This is a genomic window from Candidatus Sororendozoicomonas aggregata, from assembly GCF_031528575.1.
In the GTDB taxonomy this organism is placed as follows: Bacteria; Pseudomonadota; Gammaproteobacteria; order Pseudomonadales; family Endozoicomonadaceae; genus Endonucleibacter; species Endonucleibacter aggregata.
The window spans coordinates 20238-39199 of the sequence record NZ_JAVLSP010000031.1 but is presented as its reverse complement, the minus strand read 5'-3'; the positions used below and the strand labels follow the sequence as shown (position 1 = coordinate 39199).

Annotated in this window: 16 protein-coding genes and 1 pseudogene; all 17 read right to left on the bottom strand. The window is 38.1% G+C overall.

The genetic code is table 11. The features are described from left to right. Nucleotides 1-213 precede the first annotated feature (213 nt). On the bottom strand, nt 214-2256 hold the full coding sequence (locus V4C51_RS08075) for a polysaccharide biosynthesis protein (RefSeq protein WP_330925638.1): 2043 nt from the start codon (nt 2254-2256) through the stop codon (nt 214-216). Between the two features lie 84 nt (nt 2257-2340). Then, nucleotides 2341-2526: pseudogene (locus V4C51_RS17935) on the bottom strand (SGNH hydrolase domain-containing protein); the annotation flags it as partial. Nucleotides 2527-2859: 333 nt separating this feature from the next. After that, a complete protein-coding gene (locus V4C51_RS08070; protein ID WP_330925637.1) occupies nt 2860-4344 on the bottom strand; it encodes an aminotransferase class I/II-fold pyridoxal phosphate-dependent enzyme in 1485 nt (494 codons plus the stop codon). 16 nt (nt 4345-4360) lie between these two features. Then, nucleotides 4361-5302, bottom strand: a complete 942-nt coding sequence (locus V4C51_RS08065) for a sterol desaturase family protein (RefSeq protein WP_330925636.1) — start codon at nt 5300-5302, stop codon at nt 4361-4363. Between the two features lie 52 nt (nt 5303-5354). Next, nucleotides 5355-5987 carry an acetyltransferase gene (locus V4C51_RS08060; RefSeq protein WP_330925635.1) on the bottom strand — a complete coding sequence of 211 codons (633 nt, stop codon included), beginning with the start codon at nt 5985-5987 and terminating at the stop codon, nt 5355-5357. Further along, nucleotides 5977-7131, bottom strand: a complete 1155-nt coding sequence (gene neuC / locus V4C51_RS08055; protein ID WP_330925634.1) for a UDP-N-acetylglucosamine 2-epimerase — start codon at nt 7129-7131, stop codon at nt 5977-5979. Before neuC ends, V4C51_RS08060 begins: the two co-directional genes overlap by 11 nt. Beyond that, the gene (neuB, locus tag V4C51_RS08050; RefSeq protein WP_330925633.1) at nt 7110-8162 is read right to left on the bottom strand and encodes an N-acetylneuraminate synthase; all 1053 of its coding nucleotides are present in this window, start codon (nt 8160-8162) and stop codon (nt 7110-7112) included. The genes neuC and neuB overlap by 22 nt, the downstream gene beginning before the upstream one ends. Before the next feature lie 72 nt (nt 8163-8234). After that, the gene (locus V4C51_RS08045) at nt 8235-8930 is read right to left on the bottom strand and encodes an acylneuraminate cytidylyltransferase family protein (protein ID WP_330925632.1); all 696 of its coding nucleotides are present in this window, start codon (nt 8928-8930) and stop codon (nt 8235-8237) included. A gap of 26 nt (nt 8931-8956) precedes the next feature. Beyond that, complete coding sequence (locus tag V4C51_RS08040; protein WP_330925631.1) at nt 8957-10174, bottom strand: N-acetyl sugar amidotransferase; 1218 nt, start codon at nt 10172-10174, stop codon at nt 8957-8959. An 8-nt stretch (nt 10175-10182) separates the two neighbouring features. Next, a complete protein-coding gene (hisH, locus tag V4C51_RS08035; protein WP_330925630.1) occupies nt 10183-10788 on the bottom strand; it encodes an imidazole glycerol phosphate synthase subunit HisH in 606 nt (201 codons plus the stop codon). Then, nucleotides 10785-11540 carry an imidazole glycerol phosphate synthase subunit HisF gene (gene hisF, locus V4C51_RS08030; RefSeq protein ID WP_330925629.1) on the bottom strand — a complete coding sequence of 252 codons (756 nt, stop codon included), beginning with the start codon at nt 11538-11540 and terminating at the stop codon, nt 10785-10787. Before hisF ends, hisH begins: the two co-directional genes overlap by 4 nt. A 79-nt stretch (nt 11541-11619) precedes the next feature. Beyond that, nucleotides 11620-12834: a hypothetical protein gene (locus V4C51_RS08025; RefSeq protein WP_330925628.1), complete on the bottom strand. Its 1215-nt coding sequence runs from the start codon at nt 12832-12834 to the stop codon at nt 11620-11622. Between the two features lie 16 nt (nt 12835-12850). Then, the gene (locus V4C51_RS08020) at nt 12851-13888 is read right to left on the bottom strand and encodes a hypothetical protein (RefSeq protein WP_330925627.1); all 1038 of its coding nucleotides are present in this window, start codon (nt 13886-13888) and stop codon (nt 12851-12853) included. Between the two features lie 19 nt (nt 13889-13907). Next, a complete protein-coding gene (gene asnB, locus V4C51_RS08015; protein ID WP_330925626.1) occupies nt 13908-15683 on the bottom strand; it encodes an asparagine synthase (glutamine-hydrolyzing) in 1776 nt (591 codons plus the stop codon). Between the two features lie 2 nt (nt 15684-15685). Next, nucleotides 15686-16207, bottom strand: a complete 522-nt coding sequence (locus tag V4C51_RS08010) for a sugar transferase (RefSeq protein WP_330925640.1) — start codon at nt 16205-16207, stop codon at nt 15686-15688. Nucleotides 16208-16222: 15 nt separating this feature from the next. Beyond that, nucleotides 16223-17056 (bottom strand): aldolase/citrate lyase family protein, encoded by an 834-nt coding sequence (locus V4C51_RS08005; RefSeq protein WP_330925625.1) that lies wholly within the window; start codon nt 17054-17056, stop codon nt 16223-16225. Beyond that, the gene (gene murJ, locus V4C51_RS08000; protein WP_330925624.1) at nt 17053-18549 is read right to left on the bottom strand and encodes a murein biosynthesis integral membrane protein MurJ; all 1497 of its coding nucleotides are present in this window, start codon (nt 18547-18549) and stop codon (nt 17053-17055) included. The genes V4C51_RS08005 and murJ overlap by 4 nt, the downstream gene beginning before the upstream one ends. Between the last annotated feature and the right edge of the window lie 413 nt (nt 18550-18962).

Here is an 18962-nt window from a genome sequence, read left to right as displayed (position 1 = left end):
GGCTATTTGACGAAGAAGCAGGAATTTTTAGACCAATTTATCGCAACCGCAGTAGGGTAGTCTATTCTCGGACAGGCTCCTAGGAGCCTGTCGGACTTAAGGCAATTTCGGCCTGAAATCCAGAAAGAGCGGCCATATTTTCCGATGAATTTGCTTAAATAGGTCAACTATTCACACAAATCCATCGAAAAATCTGACTCGCTCTACTGAATTTCATGCTCGAAAGCTTAAGCCCGACAGGCTCCTAGACCCTTTTTCAGTAACAGGTGATAGCCAATCAATAATATGAGTTGAACTATCATAGCCGTTCACATAATTAAGCAGTAAATCTTTTGTTTTCTTATAGTTGTGTTGCTCGAGCGAATCGAGGAGTTGATCGAGAACCTTAGATAAATCTTTCCAGGCCAGCATCTCTTCGTTTGCCTTAAAAATCCGGGAATGCTCAGTACTGTGCACAACCCCCCCTATAAGTAGCTCCTCATACAACTTTTCACCGGGTCGTAACCCGGTAAATCGGATATCAATATCGCCATCAGGGTGCTCAGCATCCCTTTTTGTCAACCCAGACAATGTTATCATCCTCTGTGCTAAATCCACTACTTTAACGGGTTCCCCCATTTCCAGCACAAAGACTTCCCCGCCACTACCTAAGCTACCAGCCTGAATCACTAGCTGAGCTGCTTCTGGTATGGTCATGAAATACCGTGTTATTTCAGGATGAGTGACGGTAACCGGCCCACCGGCTTTGATTTGTTCTCTAAACTTTGGAATGACAGAACCACTGGAGCCAAGTACATTACCAAATCGCACCATAGTAAAACGGGTATTATTTATAACAGGCTGCTTATTGGGCATATCTTTCAGTAAACTACGACCGTAAGGGGTAATAAACTTTTCAGTATTCAGCGCTTGCAGTACCATTTCCGCCAACCGCTTTGAGGCTCCCATAACATTCGTTGGCCTCACTGCCTTATCAGTAGAAATCAGCACAAAACGCTCAACACCGGCAATAATAGCTGCCTGTGCTGTATACAAAGTACCCATCACATTATTTCGAATGCCTTGGGAAATATTGTATTCAACCAGCGGTACATGCTTATAAGCTGCTGCATGATAGACCGTTTGAACACGATACTCTTTCATAATATCCAGCAGACGATCAGGGTCATTTACTGATCCCAAGACAGGAATAACGCTGGCACTCAATCTTTGCACGGTTAATGCCTTTCGTAACTCCTGGTCTATGCGATAAAGTGCATACTCTGACACTTCAAATAAAATCAACGATTTTACGCCATTTTGCACAATCTGACGACACAGCTCGGAACCAATGGAGCCCCCTGCTCCTGTCACCAGTACTACTTTGTTGTTGATGGATTTTTTTAGCAATTTGGGCGCTGGCGGGACTTGCTCACGGTTTAACAAATCACCGAGGTCAATATCCTGCACTTCCTGCACTTTTAACCGACCACTGGCTATATCAGCAAGCGCCGGCACCGTCCTGATCGGCAGGCCATACTGCTCGAGATGTTGAATAACAATTTTCTTTCGCTGCCGGGACGCTGAGGGAATAGCCAGCAATATTTCCTGTATGGATTGATATACCAGTAGTCTTGGTAAGTTCTCCATATTACATACACGCAAACCGGCAATCATCCGATTTTGTAGCTGTTCATTCTGATCGATAAAGGCCACAGGATAATAGTCTTTTCGCCCTTTGAGTGCGTTGAATAGCTGCTGCCCTGCTTGCCCTGCTCCAACAATAACAACACGACGCCCTCCTACAGACTGCGCTTTCGATCTGTGGCTAAACAACAAACGAAATAGTGAGTATAAAGAGTGACCAGATAAAATACCTCTTATAACAAAACGAATACCAACAATAACAAACATGGTTAATAGTAAGTAAATTAATGGAACTGATCGTGGAACAGCTTCTGCGTGACCAATAAAAAAGTTAACGGAAAAGAGTAAGCAACATGCAACAAGACATCCCTTGCCCAGCTCTAATATAGCGTGAAGATCAATATATCTGACAACGATATGATAAAACCCAAACATCATAAATACAGGAAAAGAAACAAAAGGAGAAAGAACAAATAACCAAAAATACTCCTCGAGTATTATCAGAGGTTCACTCGGCAACAAACGAATATAAAAGGATAAATAAAGGCACATCCACAAAATAAAAAAATCTGCAACAACAGAAATAAAAACTTTATAAAAACGCGATAATTTAAAGACAAAATCTTCCATAACACCCTCTTCATCCTGATTTTTTTATACGTACGCTTACAACTATCAATGAGAACAAAGACAGCCCAAAATCACCTGTAACACTCACATCATTTTCTTTTGAAACTTACTTTCTAATCTACCAAAACCGTACTCGGAGGCGTGATCTTTATCGGTATAAAAAGAGGCACTATCACCAAGGATAGGGCAAAACACATCACCACAAAAATTATCTGTCGGGTCGATAATAACTAACCCATTATCATTCAGTTTAGCCTGAATCGACCAGGCTTTATTTGCAAAAAGCTGTCACCTTTCATGCTCTGACCGTGACTTAAGCAACACAAACTTTGAGGCAAAGCTTCGCAATGCCTGCGGTTGTTTCCACCACCAAGCTAACGCTCTGGTGGGAGTTTTAACCCTGTGCTATTTGATAAAATAACCCTTTGAATTTTCGACAACTATCCGCTTCTCCAAAAAACATGACCCCATGAAATCCTCTACAATACGCCGCTGGATTCAAGCCATCTATTTCTGTTCGATATGACAACTTTTTTTCGATCATCAATCTAGTTTTTTATTTATTCAAAAACCACAAATGTTTGGACGTATGAACTTTGAAAATTACCAACTACCAATGATATCTTTTATTTTTCTCACAACAAAACCAATCTCATCTTCTCTCATACTCGACCCTGATGGAAGACAAAACCCTGTTTCAAATAAACATTTACAAAAATCGACGTCAGAATGATAAAAGTACGGTGCGCCTGAAAATAATGGTTGAAGATGCATAGGTTTCCATAAATGCCTGGCCTCAATATTGAAATAACTTAATTTAGCAATAATATCTGAAGGTCTAATATCTGTTTTTTCATGATTTAAACGGACAGCCGTCAGCCATCTGTTAGAATAATCACCTGCTGGCTCAGGCATCCACTCCAAACAATCAATATCCGACAACGATTGTTTATAATGTGCGAATATTTTTCTTCGAGCAGAAACCCGCTCATCCAAAACCGCAAGCTGCCCGCGACCTATGCCTGCTAACACATTACTCATTCGGTAGTTATAGCCTAATTCAGTATGCTCATAGTGGGGCTCAGACATTCTGGCCTGAGTAGCAAGATATCTCGCCCTCTCAATCGATGCCCTATCCTCAGAAATCAGCATGCCACCACCAGATGTAGTAATTATCTTATTACCATTAAATGAAAATATCCCAAACTTACCAAAGGTTCCGGTGTGTCGCCCCTTGTAAAGTCCTCCCAGAGATTCTGCCGCATCCTCTATAACAGGAACGTTGTAACAGTCACAAATGGTCATGATCTCCGAGATTTTTGCACTTTGCCCATAAAGATGAACAACAATCACCGCTTTCGGTTTTTGCCCTGTTGCAATGCTTGCCTGGAATGCCCGCTCAAGGGCTTGAGGTGACATATTCCAGGTATCAGGCTCAGAGTCTATAAATACAGGCTGTGCTCCCTGATATAAGATAGGGCTGGCACTGGCTACGAAGGTAAAACTTGAGCAAAACACGGTATCGCCAACACCGACATTTAGCAAGCGTAAAGCCAGGTGAATGGCGGCGGTACCAGAACTGACAGCAGCGGCATGCCCGGTTTTTACATACTCTGCGATCTCTTGCTCAAAACCATCAACATTTGGGCCTTGTGGCGCTATCCAGTTTGATTGGAAGGCATCTTCCACGTATTTTTTCTCCAATTCCCCCATATGGGGAATAGAAAGAAGAATACGGGGCTGAATGTCGCTTCTTAAATACAACGCTACTGGCCGTCCATTGCCATCAATGGCAGGAAGCTGGCTTACTTCATATTTATTCATTACCGTCAGAGCATCTGAATCACTGATTCCAGCTTCAACAGTAATTGGGTTCTTCTCAGGCAACTGCGTTAGCGTATCATTTAAATCAAACCCTGCAAGCAACAATCTACGAATATCTCCATCGGTTACCGTGCGTTGAAGGATCCCATTATTATCTACCAGCAGTAAAACAGAATCTCCGGTTTTATCCAGCAAACGAAAAACTTCTTTTAATGTATATTGACTTGAAACTAAAATTTGATCAATACAACCTGAACTTTTCAAAATTAATCACCTGAAATTAGACCTTTATCTTATTAAAAACAACCATCGCTTTTCTTCTTATTGAAAAATAAATACTCATAATAAAATCCCAATAAAAACACCATATTAACTGAAATATATTATGCTTGGAAAAGTCCTCACTCGGCAAACCGATTTTCTTGTTGATCACATCACCTTGATAATAGGTTCCAAACACATGATCCCACACTGCAAAGTTATTTGCATAATTCTTATCACAATGCTCTTTTAAATTAGAATGATGTATCCAATGATCTTTGGGAGACTGGAAAACATACTTACCAAACCACCCCCAGCTTAAATTAAAGCTACCATGTTTTAAAAAACCATACGTGCTAAATAGCAAGCTGAACAAGACATAATTCTCTGAGGGTACGCCAGTTAATCCAATAGCTAAAGCTGTTGCCAGCACACCAATGGCTCGCTCAACAGGGTGATCCCTCGAAACTGTGACAAAATTCATTTCGACCGCCGAGTGATGGTATTTGTGAATATGCCATAAATAAGGCACCTCGTGCATAAAACGATGCACCCAATAATTAAAAAAATCTAAAACCACAAAAAAGACAATAAAATGTAAAAAGCCTGGCAAATACAAGGACAAGTCAAAACTAAGAAGATCACGAATACCTTTAGCTATTATATGAGTGCTTCCAAGGCTCATAATTGCAGCTAAAAAAACCATCAATGAACTATGTGTTATAAGAAAAGATATCAAGTCATTAACAATATTCCTCTCCAAGCGTAATAAGCGTCTTAGCGTCGAGCCTTCATAGCCAGATTTCACGACTTCGACTAACATCAAAAGTGTAAAAACCAACATTAAAATAGCCATGAAAAATAAAATTTCTTGCCAGCTATTGCTATAAAGCCCTATAAACTTATCTATAAATCTTTCAAATAAGACAATAAAAAAATCCATCACAACCCCACTGTTCATAGTTTACACAAGAAACCTGATTACTGTATATTTCAAATAAAGCGAAATCACATCACGTTCTTATATTTTTTATCGCTGTGCCTGGAATACCCATAACCGTTTCACCTTCCGATACATTAGAAGTAACGACAGCGCCAGCACCAATCACAGCATTATCCTGAATAGAGATATTCGGAAGAACTACAGAACCTGCGCCTATTAATACACACCTACCAATTTTGACCCCTCCACAAAGCGTTGCATTTGGCGCAATATGTGAAAAACAACCAACAAAACAGTCATGATCAACGACAGCTCCATGATTTATAATACAGCAATCACTAATGATTGTCGCCGATGAAACAATGACACCTGCAGCAATAAAACAACCCGAACTCACAGTTGCACTTATGGAAATAACAGCTTTGGGGTGAATGATAGATGCAAAATTTGTGTTATGTCTATTAATACGATCAAATAATGTTTGTCTTATACAGTTGTTGCCAATGGCAATATGACAATATTGAGGTATTTTATCAACAGTGTTTAGTAAATGTATTGGATATTTTCCCAATAGTAAGGTGCCCACCTTATCTAATGACTCATCAGCAATTAATAGTTTGCTATAGGCTTGTGATAACAGACAAGCTTCAACTACCACTTTCGAATGCCCACCCGCTCCAATAATTAATACATCAGTAGGCATTTACTTTCTCTAAAATAGCTTCATCAATAGTCAGATCAGTAAGAAACTGAACAATATGATCTGCTGCGGTACCCTGACCATAAACATTCTCCCACTGCTGCCCCCGTAATGCTATTGCATCGTCAAACCCCTTACGAATTTCAGCCTGACTAATACCCGCATCAACCACATTAGCGTTTCGCTCCCTGAAATTTTGCCTTGTACCAATATTTAAAACAGGGGTTGAAAGAGAAGCCGCCTCAATAATACCACTGCTGGAATTGCCTGCTAAAACATCTGCATAAGTCAGAAGAGACAAAAAGTCATTCCTGGGGATATGTACTGCTATTTTAAGTTGCCTACAGTCTTCAAATTTCCTTATCTCTTCTTTTATTAACTGTCCTCCAGCGTCCGAATTTGGCATCAGTATTAGCGCTGGAAGTTTACGCTCAAGTACAACGGATAATAAATTGTTAACTTGTGAGGAAAGTCTGTCTAACTGTTGCACAACAGGATGAAAAAGTATCAGAATAAATGGCTCATCAGGGCTGAGAGAATAACGGTGTAAGAGTGCTGTTTTTTCTTCAACCTTGAAGTTTACAATGGCATCCAACCCCGGCGCCCCAGTGACATAAATATGTTCAGGGTACTCCCCCATTCGGATCAGGCGATTCCGTGATTGCTCTGTTGCCACCAGGTGGTAATGAGCTAACTTTGAAATGGCATGTCGAACAGGCTCATCAACTGTACCTGAACGTTCACCACCATGGATATGGACAATTGGAATATTTAAATGGATAGCGGCAAGAGCGCCCGCCAACATCTCTCCACGATCACCAAGTAACAACACAATATCTGGCTTGTTTTTTTCAAATAGGGTCACTAACCCATCAAGTATGATGGCAATATTTTTTGCCATCATACTACCAGTTGTTTGAGATACATCTACAACCACCTCACCGGATATAGATAACCCTGATTTTTTTACCTCATCAATAGTAGTGCCATAGGCTTGTGAAAAATGCGTTCCTGTGACAGCCAGAGAAATTTCAAGATTTGCTTTTCTCTCTATCCGCAAAAGGGTCGATTCCATTAAGCCAAAATCTGCCCTGGTACCTGTTACATAACAAATATGCCTGACCACTACACCAAATCCTCCCAGCATAATGTAACTGGTTTCCCTATCGTGCGTGATACTACTCGACCGACTACTTTATCCATATCAGCCGGAGCAATACCAGTGCCTGGCCGAAGTAGAACCAGGTCATCCTCGGTAAGAACATGACCTTTTATTACTGGCCTTGTCAGAGTCACACTTCTGCGAACAAGACGACGGACTGGTATTTCATTAGGTTGTGGTTTTTTTTCTCCATCGCCCAGACAGAGTTCAACTTCCCTTATTTGCCTGATCATTTCTGCTAATTGATCAGGTTCCAGTGATGCCTTGTGATCAGGTCCGTCCATCCTCCGATCCAAGGTAAAGTGCTTTTCTATCACCTTTGCACCCATTGCCACTGCAGCAACACTGACCAATAAACCGTCCGTATGGTCAGAATAACCGACTGGGAGATCAAGCAGCCTTGCCATAGTGTTCATAGCCTTGAGGTTAACCTCTTCATTTTGGGCAGGGTAATTTGATGTGCAATGAAGTATTGTCAAAAATTTGCTGATTTCTCCTTTAAGGCTTAGTTTTGACCGCTCAGCCTTAATCGTTGCTACTGCCTCACAAACCTCATCCATAGAAGCCATACCTGTAGAGAGAATGATGGGCTTATTCAATGCGCACAACGACTGAATCAGGGGAAGATTTGTTAGCTCTCCCGAAGGAATCTTTAGTTTGTCCATCCCGCAATTCACTAAATATTGGGCTATTTTGCTATCGAATGGTGTAGACATAAATTCGATATTTTGCGCTTTGCAATGCCGGAAAAGCTGTTGATGAAACTGATCAGACATTTCAAGCTTTTTTAGCATGAAGAACTGGTCACCAAGGCCAGTATTTCGTCGCTGATACTCGGCAGTTTTCGCAAATTTCGATACTAATTGTTCTGCTTTGAATGACTGAAATTTAACAGCATCAGCACCTGCCTTTGCCGCTTCATCAATGAGTTTTAACGCCAAGTCAAGTGACCCATTATGATTTACACCGGCTTCGGCGATGATAAAGCAGGCATCTTTATTATTTTTTTTATTCACAATAATATACACCACAGAAAGTTAAATTATGCCTTAAGCTTTCGTTAAACAGTTTTTTTATCATCCTGATATTCAAATATCATCTTTTTGTTCAAGATATATAAGCTCTGCGAGTTTAAAATCCAATGCAGTATCAATATCAATTGATCTCTCAGGTGGCATGATATAAGCGTAAGAATTATTCGTAGTAAATGCTTTATTTTCTTTTAATGATATGATAGTTGAAATATATATTGCCCCATTAATTAAATAATATTTTTTTAATTCCTGAGACCTTATTCTAGTTGCCTCCAGACTTTTAAAATTGTTTAATATGCCATTATCTGATAGTGTACTCATCCACAAAGGTGAGTGAGCAGATTCACAGACAGAGACAAGCGTATCTGCTTTTGTTGTCTCAAATAAGCTCAGTGCTTCATCAACATCTTCAACCGTCCTTAAAGGACTGGTAGGTTGGAGCCAAACAATAATGTCAAAACCAGAGAAGTGTGATAAAACATTTAAAGCAACATCGATGGATGTGGATGTATCTTTAGCTAAAGAATGATGGCGCTTATGTATTAACACCCCCAAATCAATCGAGAAATCAACAATTTCCTTTGAGTCACTGGAGACAACCACAGCATCAATAAACTCACTTTCAGTGGCCGCAGAAATCGTTTTTTGAACCAAAGGCACACCATGAAAATGTCGCATATTTTTATTTGGCAATCTTTTACTGCCTGCCCTGGCAGGAATCACAGACAAAACACGCTTATCATTTATCATAAACAGTTTCAGTATAAAAAATGCTATCACAAACAATCATTTTCTTTCCAAATTGGTTTTCTTAACTTCCAATTTCCATATTCTTTAACCCATAAATGAGGTGACCTGAATTTTTCAATAGTCTCATGGTATTCTTCCAGACTGATAGTCATATATTCACAACAATCATTGATATACTTGTCTGGAAATTCTCCGTCAAACCGTTTTATCAGCGAAACACCTTCCTCACGGGTAATATCACCATTTCTGATCTCCTGAGCACTATCGTAGGTTGCTCTGCCAATACCAAACTTTATCATCGTCGTATGGTAGTGCAACCAGTCAATTTTATCGTCCAATGAACTGTACTTGCTAAAGCTCCCTTCAGTTCTGGCGTAGTTAGGTAAAAAATCACTATTTTCTACTGAGTAATAATACGTTTCTTGCGGGTGCCACTTGACATAGTACCCTAAATAATGAACTTTAGTACCTACCTTCTCTAACAACATGGGATTCACTGGAAAATAGGCTTCGAGGTCTGATAATTTAAAACCATATTTATCCATTAGCTCCGATGCAGGAACCCCGCCTAAAACCAGGTCACCTATAGACTGATTGGAAGAAAAATATTTGCTATCCCTTACTGGCTTATCATTATCTTCTATGGCATTTCCATACTCAGCCTCATTCTCACCAAAAATAACAAGGGGAATATCTAACAGTACCGACAGTCTGGGAGCCAGGTTTTTTTGACCTAAAATAAAAGGTTGAAAAGGATGACCCAGATTTTTAAAAGCGGCTTTCGTAAGAAATCGATGTAATTTTCTGTTTTGATTATAGGTATAGTTTGCAAACCCCATATCTAACCAGGCTTCGAAGTTTTTCTTACCAATACTGGTATAAAGTGCAGGTGGCCAGGTTATCAAGATTGGGTTCATGTTATATTTATACTTCAACATATGTGCTGCCTGCACACTATCTTTTCCACCACTACCAGGTATTATTACATCATACCTTCCATCTGTTCGGCGATACCTGTTACATAGCTCAGTTAATGCTAAATGCCTGGCTTCCCAGTCTATACTTTTTTTCTTCTGCGTATACCGGCAGGCGTCACAAACACCCTCTTCATCAAAAGCCAGTGTCACCTTCTTTTCAGCAGCCGTTTGTTTAAACTCTACAGTGGAGGCTGGCCGCTGATTATTCATAGTACAGCGTTTACAAAACAACACCTCTAGTGGCAAACCATATTTCCCAGTATTCATTATTATTCCTATTTTAAATGGATAAAATTTTCAAATAGTTTAATCCCTGGCTCTTTACTTTTTTCTGGATGAAACTGGACACCATATACTTCATCTTTTCCCATTGCAGATACAAACTCATGCTCACAATACTCAGATAAAGCCAATACATTCTTATAATTTACCACCTCAAAGGAATGCATGAAATAAAAGCTATTGCCATTCAACCCCTTCAAAAGCAGATTATCCCTTTGAACTTCAATCTTATTAAACCCCATATGGGGAACAAATCCGGAGCACTGAATAGGCTTTACTTCAGCATCAAAAAAACCTATCCCTTTAGTTTTACCAAATTCAAAACCTACTTTAGACAGTATTTGCATACCCAAACAAATACCTAATGTTGGTTTTTTTTCAACCGCTTCAGCCAAGTGGTCTATTAAATAACTCTCTCTTAACGTTGACATTGCGTTGTTGAAACTTCCAACACCTGGCAGGACTATCTTATCAGCTACACTTAATTTATCTGGATTTTCTATCAGAACTGTTTTAGCGCCAGCGTATTCTATCGCTTTTTTTATACTCTTGATGTTACCACTGTTACCGTAATCCACAATACCTATCAAAGCACTCATTCGGTTACCTCAACGCCTTGCTCCTTCAGATAGCTTTTAAGCGCCGTAATCGTTGTTTTTTCATAATGCAGTAGTGAAGATACCGCAACACCGGAGGGTCGACACCTGGACACAACCTCCAGGACATCTTTGTGGCTTCCGGCACCACTGGCAACCACAACCGGGATGTTGGAATTACCTACAACTTCATAGCATAGGTCAATATCAAAGCCTCTTTTTCTTCCATCACTGTCAACTGACTGAATGATGATTTCACCTGCACCTCTTTCCTGGACTTCAAGCACCCAGTCTATGACTGATCGCTTTGAGCGAATTCTTCCGCAGTCTGAATAACACTCCCAACTGCCTTTATTACGCTTGGCTTCAATATTGACTACGACAGACTGAGAACCAAACACTTGAGCAGCTTCAGAGATAAGGCCAGGATTTTCTTGCAGTGCATATGTATTTATCAACACTTTATCTGCACCATGGTGGAAAAGGGTTGAAAAATCGTCCAAACACCTAACCCCACCCCCTACGCCAAGGGGAATAAATAATTCTTCTGCTGTTTTTTCGATGAAAGGGTATACTATTTCTCTTTTATATAGTGATGCGACAATATCAATGTATATTATTTCATCTGCCCCTTGCGAATAATATTTTTTTGCCAGTTCTGCAGGTGTACCCATTTTCCTTAATCCCTCAAAATGAACTGGCTTAACGACATAAGGTGGCTTTATGTCCAACTTTGCTATTACTCTTAAAGGCATACAAACCCTTGATTTAATTTGATAATCAATAAAAATAAATCTTACCAACATCTAAAAAGCTTGCTATATAACTTATTAGTTAATATAACATTTCATCAATTACTTTTATTACATTGGCACCAGCTTCACCCACTTTTGGTAATGCGTTGTTTTTTGTATTGGCATTTAAACACTCGATGACTCGATCGTTTAATTCTGACAAACATTCCACCCCCATTGAAAACCCCATTTCATCGTATGGTGCATCTTTTGAAAAAAGTGACAACTTAATATTTATTAGTGGCTTAGAGATTAAAGCAGCCTGAAGCCCTACTGTAGAAGCAGTAACTACTACACAATCCACAGCGGGTAAAAGCTCATTAATATCATCTTCTTGTCGGCTAATTTCAACACCATTTGGTAATTGTGAAAACTCTCTTGACTCATTAGGGTGTGGTCTTATTACCAACCTGATATTTATATTTTTTCTTACCAGTTTAACAAGCTCTTCTTCAATTTTAATGGGTAATAATATATCACCAACCCTATCCGAGAATGGATGCTTTTCTGGCTCAATAGCTGACGCCCAAAGTACAATACGCTCATGATTTGACCACTGTTTCTTTTTTTTAAACTTTCTTACACTCGTTATATCGTTATATCGTGACAAATAGTCAAATGCAGGATTCCCCGTTACTACTACCTCGTCTGCCATTCTTCCTGCTGCCATCATCTTATCTCTAACAGCATCGGAAATGACACAAACTTTATTAGCAAAACCCGGCTTACCAATCCATGCTATTTCCTGTAAGGCAAATAAATCAACCAGACAAATAGAAGGAATACCCAGCTGAAAAGCAGCATCGATTACTGCTCGCTCTGCTCTTGGCGAGTTTGTGGCAACAACAAGATCAGGCTTATTTTTTGAAAGGTATTTTTTTAGTGTATGAATAGGATAAAAAGCCTGCCTTCCATATTTTTTGTATTTTTTACTGGCTGCCGTTTCACCGAAACTCTTCACCAAATCCATATAAGAAAGCCCAATATAAGCAACACTCTCATTATATGAAACTAATGGGTTTTGAGTATCATTAACCACCAGTTCTTTACCTTTCTTAAGGGCATAAAGATCGCCATCTCCAATTAAATCTTTAAACCCAAAACAGCATTTATTAACATTTTTAACTTTTTGATAAGCTGTTGTTAAAGCAAGATAATTACATTCATAGATATTACTGAAAACTAATCTTTCATAAATTGGAAGAAGTGCGTTAACATGCCCCCCGCCATAGGAAACAAACAATATTTTCTTCATAATATCATTTAAACAATTATTTCAAGTAGTTAACTGAATAGTTGTTTATAAAAAAGTAGAAAAACACCATTATTGGCAATATGGCCATAGTCAATACTGAATAGCCAAACATGCTGCCTAAAAAAGCGATAAATGTTACAATAACAAGTGGTCGCAATTCTTTAACAGTCAAATAGAGATATAAACCTATACAATTGACTGCAACTACAATAATCAAAAAGGATACTCTATAAAAATAACTATCATTAAAAAATAGAGAGCCAAGACCATGATTTAGCATACCAATAATCCCGTGAAGCCCACCACCAAAGTAGTCAATATTCTTCAGCAAAGAATCCAATAAAAAGGGGGAAAAAATCATTGTCATTAAGACGCTAAAAGAAAAAACGTGCCTTTTTATTGTTGACTTATTCAGTAATACTTTATAGAAGAAAATGCCGAGTAACGAAGAAAAATACACCAAAAAAACACCTGAACTTACACTGGATAGAAAAAATCCTAAAAAAGCGTTGAAAGCCATTGTAGGTAGACTAATCTTTTCCCAGGACAGAGTAATAAATATCAAAATAGATGAAGCCATAATGGCAAACACCATTCGCCCATTCATAAAAAAACTAACAAAACATAAAACCAAAAAAAACAAACTAAAAATAAGATCATTTTTTTTAAAAAGAGAATCTTGCAAAAGATATAAAACTGATTGGCTCACAATCAATGATGAATAAAGTATAAAAAAAGGAAAAAGTAGCGAGAACAAATAATTATATTCAATACCTAAAAGGCTTGACGCAGTAAATATCGGCACCACCAGAAAGTATCTTAGCATGTGTGCATATTTATAACCACCGTCAGTTGTAATAGCACTCAACAACTCTCGTTGGTAAGGCTTACCCCCGTGGGCAATTCCATTTTCTATTTCCCAGATTCTGGTAACTTGTGGCCATAATTCAAAACTTAATAACTGGCTTGCACAAAGAAAAAAATAAACAAAAAATAATGCTAATTTTATTATAAACAACAAATTTATTTTATATTTATTGGGGTTATTAATCATATTTTTTAACTTAGAACACTTAATCAATAAAGATGCGCATCCATATTTCAAAGGCTAATAATGAACGGATTTGTCTGGTAAAATTACCCAGATTTTGACAATGACAATTATACATATAGCGCACATAGTCATAGTTGAATAGTTTTCGCTCTACAGTTCTTTCTGACAACAATAGGTCATAACAAAGATCTGAAAGCTCAGATTTAAACCATTCACCCACAGGCACTGTAAACATTTGCTTCTTTCGATAAGCCAGGTCTTTACCAATCAATGGAGCAACGGCTTTTTTGTAGAGGTATTTTGTTTCATTATTTTTTATTTTTAATTCACCTGGCATTGAAAAAGCCAGCTCGATCATTCGATAATCAAGAAACGGCGCTCTGTTTTCAATAGATACAGCCATCCCCATACGATCGGGTTTTACCAGATTATTTCCTGGGAGAAGAAAAATAGTGTCAATATACAATGCCTGATTAATACGATCCATATTAGCTGCTTTTTCATACAACGGCTTAAGAATATCTTCAGCATGTAATGTATCTATTTTATCAAGACTTCCTTCAGAAAATAGCTTAGTCCTTGCTTCTGTATCAAATAATAGAATGTTGTTCGTATACCTTGCCTGAAACTGACTATCATTTAACGATTCAATATCTCCACTAAAAAAGGTTTTATACTTATCATAGCCTGCAAACAGCTCATCAGCACCATCACCCGTTAACACCATTTTTACCTGTTCTGAAGCAAGCTGAGCCACTTTATAAGTAGGTAAAAATGAGACATCACCGTGTGGCTGATCACAATGATAGGTAGCCATAGGCCATAGGTCGATTAGATTTGCTTCTACTTTTTTTAATACATGCTGTGTGGAAAACCGTTTCGCAGCAGCCTCGGCGAAAGGTGACTCATCGTAGTCTGGGTCGTTAAATCCAACGGAAAAGGTATTGATCGGTTGCTTAAGATGTTGACTCATCAATCCAACTATTGTGCTGGAATCGACACCCCCAGATAGAAAAGCACCCAATGGAACATCTGCCCTTAATCTTATTTTTACGGCATCGGATAAAATAGTAGTAAAGTCATCAATCCACTGTGATTCCGCTTTATGAACAACCTTAACTTTCGAAATATCCCACCAACAAAAGCTCTTCATAGCTTTTTCTGTAATTTTTAACCAGTGACCCGGCATAACATGTTCGACACCTTCAAATAGAGTTAATGGTGGTGGAACATAATTAAATGCAAAAAAATTATTTAATGCCTGATAGTTAATTTCTGTCTTGTCAATAACTGCTAATATAGATTTTATCTCAGATGAAAATACTATTCGTCCATTTTTTTTAGAAAAAAACAGTGGCTTTTCTCCTACACGATCTCTAATCAAATACAGAGCACTCAGCTTTCTGTCATAAATAGCAATGGCAAACATACCATTGAGCTTGGAGATACCTTCTATTCCATCACGTTCGTAAAGCCTGAGAATAACTTCAGTATCACAATGTGTATGACAAATATAACCATCAGAAGCTAACGCTTGTGCTAACTCGATATGATTAAAAATCTCCCCATTTTGAACAACAATAATATTGTTATCCTCAGAGATAAACGGCTGTTGACCATGCTCAATATCAAGTATTGCCAGTCTTTGATTTCCCAGTGCTACAGCCTGATAATCATCATGGTAGTATCCATGACCATCGGGCCCGCGGTGCTTGATGGCTTGCCCCATTTTTCCCAGGGTATCTTCTGGAATTCTTTTATTATTCTGATCAAAGTAGCCAAAAATGCCACACACAACTAATTTCCACCCTTTGATACTATTTGTTTTACTGTCATAAAGAGAATGTGAAAATCCATAGTCATTGAATCCCTATCAACATACTCAAGGTCCAGAGCCGTTCTTTGCTTTGGCGTTGCCTCAGAGCGAAGCGTTGCCTGAGCAAGCCCTGTTATACCGGGCTTAACTGAGTGGCGCTTTATCCACTGTTGTCTATCATATTCTTTTTCTTGGGCAGGGACATTTGGCCTTGGGCCAACGAAACTCATATTTCCCAATAGTACATTAAACAGTTGAGGTAATTCATCAATACTCGTTTTTCTTATAAAACCACCGAATTTTGTAATACGCTTGTCGTTAGCGCCCGTAAAATAAGGCCCTGTATTTGATGCATCTGCATTCATACTCCGAAATTTATAGATAGAAAAGTGTTTCCCGTTCAGTCCTACACGCGTTTGTTTAAATATAATACTCCCCCTAGAGTCAATCTTTATTATCATCGCCACTATAATAAATAGTGGAAAAAATAAAATTACTAGTATTAACGCAAAAAAAAATCAAATAGATTTTTCACGCTTTCTCCTTTCAACACATTCTCTCACAATATTTTTTAATCTAAGCTTATCATCTTCTATTTTTTTCTTATCCCTTTTCTTCAATCTTTCCTCTTCATACCTTAGTTTTTCAATTTCTTGTTTTAAGCCTCCCGTTGACTTCAGCGCTTTCACACTGGTACTTTGGCGATGAAACGTCCTTGATAAGATCACTGATGATGAGCTAAGCCTAACATGCTCAGCCAGTACACACTCTCCAGGAATAACACCTTCACCTACGCGCGCTATGCCACCAAAACCAAAGTTAAAACCTGCCTTTTTTATTGTATTCACTAATCCTTCAATAAAGCCATTTGCCAAAGTTTCAAATATAAAGTCAAGTTTCATATCCAAATGAAGATCATTCAATCCGATAAAAATTTCTGAAATACCTTTAACTTTCAATAAACTTTGTAATGATTGGGCTGCATCAAATGTTTCAATCAAGGGTATAATACCGACTCTTCCATCAACATAATCTGAAAATATTTGTACATCCCTTACAGTTCTGAACATAGGAAGCATTAGCAGGTCTGCGCCACCAGCAATCGCTGTCTCTACTTCTTGCCTGGTGCCGCTATGGAGTGGGTTAACACGAACCAGTAGCTGTGATTTTTTTAATTTTGACTTCACCATTGATATATCAGCCAGTGAATGCTGGCTAATCAATGTATCCAAGTGTCCTTGTCGTTCACTTTTTCCCATGACCTCCAAATCTATAAATATTCGTGCGACCCCACAACATTCAGCATATTCTGCCAAATCAGGATTATTAGTAATAAACATTAGTTTAATCATATAGTCCGTATCTTTAGCTTTATTTTTTCCCTTATTTCATTATCAAGACAGGCAATGACCGATAAAAATAAGATTGACTGCAATGCAACTATACTAATCACCAGCCAATTTGTTATTCCATACCCTTGAAGCCATGATCCTCCTTCATAAATAAAAAATGAACTTATTAATGTACTGATTAAAATTTTCACATCAAAAAATTCTGACAGCTGGCTAAAACACGAAGCAAATAACAAAACCATAAAAATTATACTAATCATTGCATAACCCCAGGCCATTGAAAGAATGATTGCCGAAAGGTCAGCACCATAAACTTTAGATTCGTAAATCAAGACAAATCCTATTAATCCTGAAAAATTTACAATGAAAGGTGCGAGTGTATTTTTTCTGGAATTAAACACGGCTGTCAGATACGTAGCCATCCCCATTAATGGGAGTAAAACCATACCCAACGAAACGAGATCAGCGATACTACTTATATCTTCAGTCGTTATTTTTCCATAACCAAAAACCGATGAGCTATATACTTCGCTTATTGCACTAAGTGCACTGGCAGATAAAACTGATAATACCAATGTTATCTGCATTCCATATTTAACCACTTTCATGTGTACAATTTTATTTTCAAAGTAACTCTGCGACAGCTTCGGGAGTAGGATTACAGATAAAAATGTGACTGTTAATGCCAAAGGAAATTCAATCAATTTACTCACATAATTCAGTACAGCAACACTACCTTCCTCCATGTAGGAAGCCTGGGATCTGCCAACTACCGGGAATAATAGTAATGTACAACCAGAGGCTACAGCCTGAACATATCGAAAAAACAATGCCTTACTGATAATAAATGGCTGAGTGATTTTTATAGGATATAGGTTGATACTACCAATCCTTGCTAGTTGAGATACAAGTCTTAATACTCCTCCTAATAAAATAAAAGTAGATAATACAAATAAATTACCATTGATAAAGTGGGCAATAACCAAACCAACAATAATAGATGAATTTACAATAAGTGTTCCCATTGCAGGCACAGCATATTGATATTTTGCTTGTAGAAATGCTGTTATTACACCAGTAACTACAGACAGTGGCACCATCCAAATAACCCAACGGATACTCTCTGTTGTTTTACAGTGCTGTATATCACTTAAACCAGGGGCAAGAGTTGAAACCAACACTCCCATATTTAAATTCAAACATAGTGTGATTATAAAAAATATAACACCAAAAAAAAATAAAGCCTGATACAAAAGACGTCGTGCAGTTTCTGGTGCCTTAATAAATTCTGGTATTAGAGTAACGCCTAATGCCCCACCCATAAGTATATTTACTAAAAAATCTGGAATAGTTAGCATTAAAATAACAACATCAGCATCACTTCCAACACCGTAAGTCGACGCAACAACCCCTTCCCGAACAAAGCCAGATAATCGACCTAGCAATAGTCCTGTATTCAATACAAGTGATGACAATAAAAGTGTTTTAAACATTTTTCTCAACTTTCACAGTCAATGACACAAGCTCTTATATATAAAATTTTTTCTAAAAAAATGAAAATATCTCGCTGACCGAGTGTTTATATTGTTTATCAGACGACCTTGATACCATAGAAATGAATTAACTACGCTACCGCCCGAGGAAAATGGCTGTACAAAACCTGAGCACTATCCCAAAGGCTCGATTTAATAGCAGGTACAGCACTACTATTAAGGCGCTTCTCATAAAAAGCATCTATTTTTCAAAAGCTACATATATAATTTCCATTCACCCATAATTCTCTGGATGAAAACGTAAAAATTCAGACAATGAACTGCATAAAAAACCTTTTTATCTTTATTATTAACTACTTATATTAATACCTGATTATCAGTTCCAGTACAACTTTCTTGTGTTTTTCTTATGT

Coding starts and splice junctions, on each gene's coding strand:
- V4C51_RS08020 (WP_330925627.1), bottom strand. CDS start 13,888: ATGATTAATAACCCCAATAAATATAAAATAAATTTGTTGTTTATAATA.
- V4C51_RS08065 (WP_330925636.1), bottom strand. CDS start 5,302: ATGAACAGTGGGGTTGTGATGGATTTTTTTATTGTCTTATTTGAAAGA.
- V4C51_RS08060 (WP_330925635.1), bottom strand. CDS start 5,987: ATGCCTACTGATGTATTAATTATTGGAGCGGGTGGGCATTCGAAAGTG.
- V4C51_RS08025 (WP_330925628.1), bottom strand. CDS start 12,834: ATGAAGAAAATATTGTTTGTTTCCTATGGCGGGGGGCATGTTAACGCA.
- V4C51_RS08075 (WP_330925638.1), bottom strand. CDS start 2,256: ATGGAAGATTTTGTCTTTAAATTATCGCGTTTTTATAAAGTTTTTATT.
- hisH (WP_330925630.1), bottom strand. CDS start 10,788: ATGAGTGCTTTGATAGGTATTGTGGATTACGGTAACAGTGGTAACATC.
- murJ (WP_330925624.1), bottom strand. CDS start 18,549: ATGTTTAAAACACTTTTATTGTCATCACTTGTATTGAATACAGGACTA.
- V4C51_RS08005 (WP_330925625.1), bottom strand. CDS start 17,056: ATGATTAAACTAATGTTTATTACTAATAATCCTGATTTGGCAGAATAT.
- V4C51_RS08045 (WP_330925632.1), bottom strand. CDS start 8,930: ATGATAAATGATAAGCGTGTTTTGTCTGTGATTCCTGCCAGGGCAGGC.
- neuC (WP_330925634.1), bottom strand. CDS start 7,131: ATGCTGGGAGGATTTGGTGTAGTGGTCAGGCATATTTGTTATGTAACA.
- hisF (WP_330925629.1), bottom strand. CDS start 11,540: ATGCCTTTAAGAGTAATAGCAAAGTTGGACATAAAGCCACCTTATGTC.
- V4C51_RS08040 (WP_330925631.1), bottom strand. CDS start 10,174: ATGAATACTGGGAAATATGGTTTGCCACTAGAGGTGTTGTTTTGTAAA.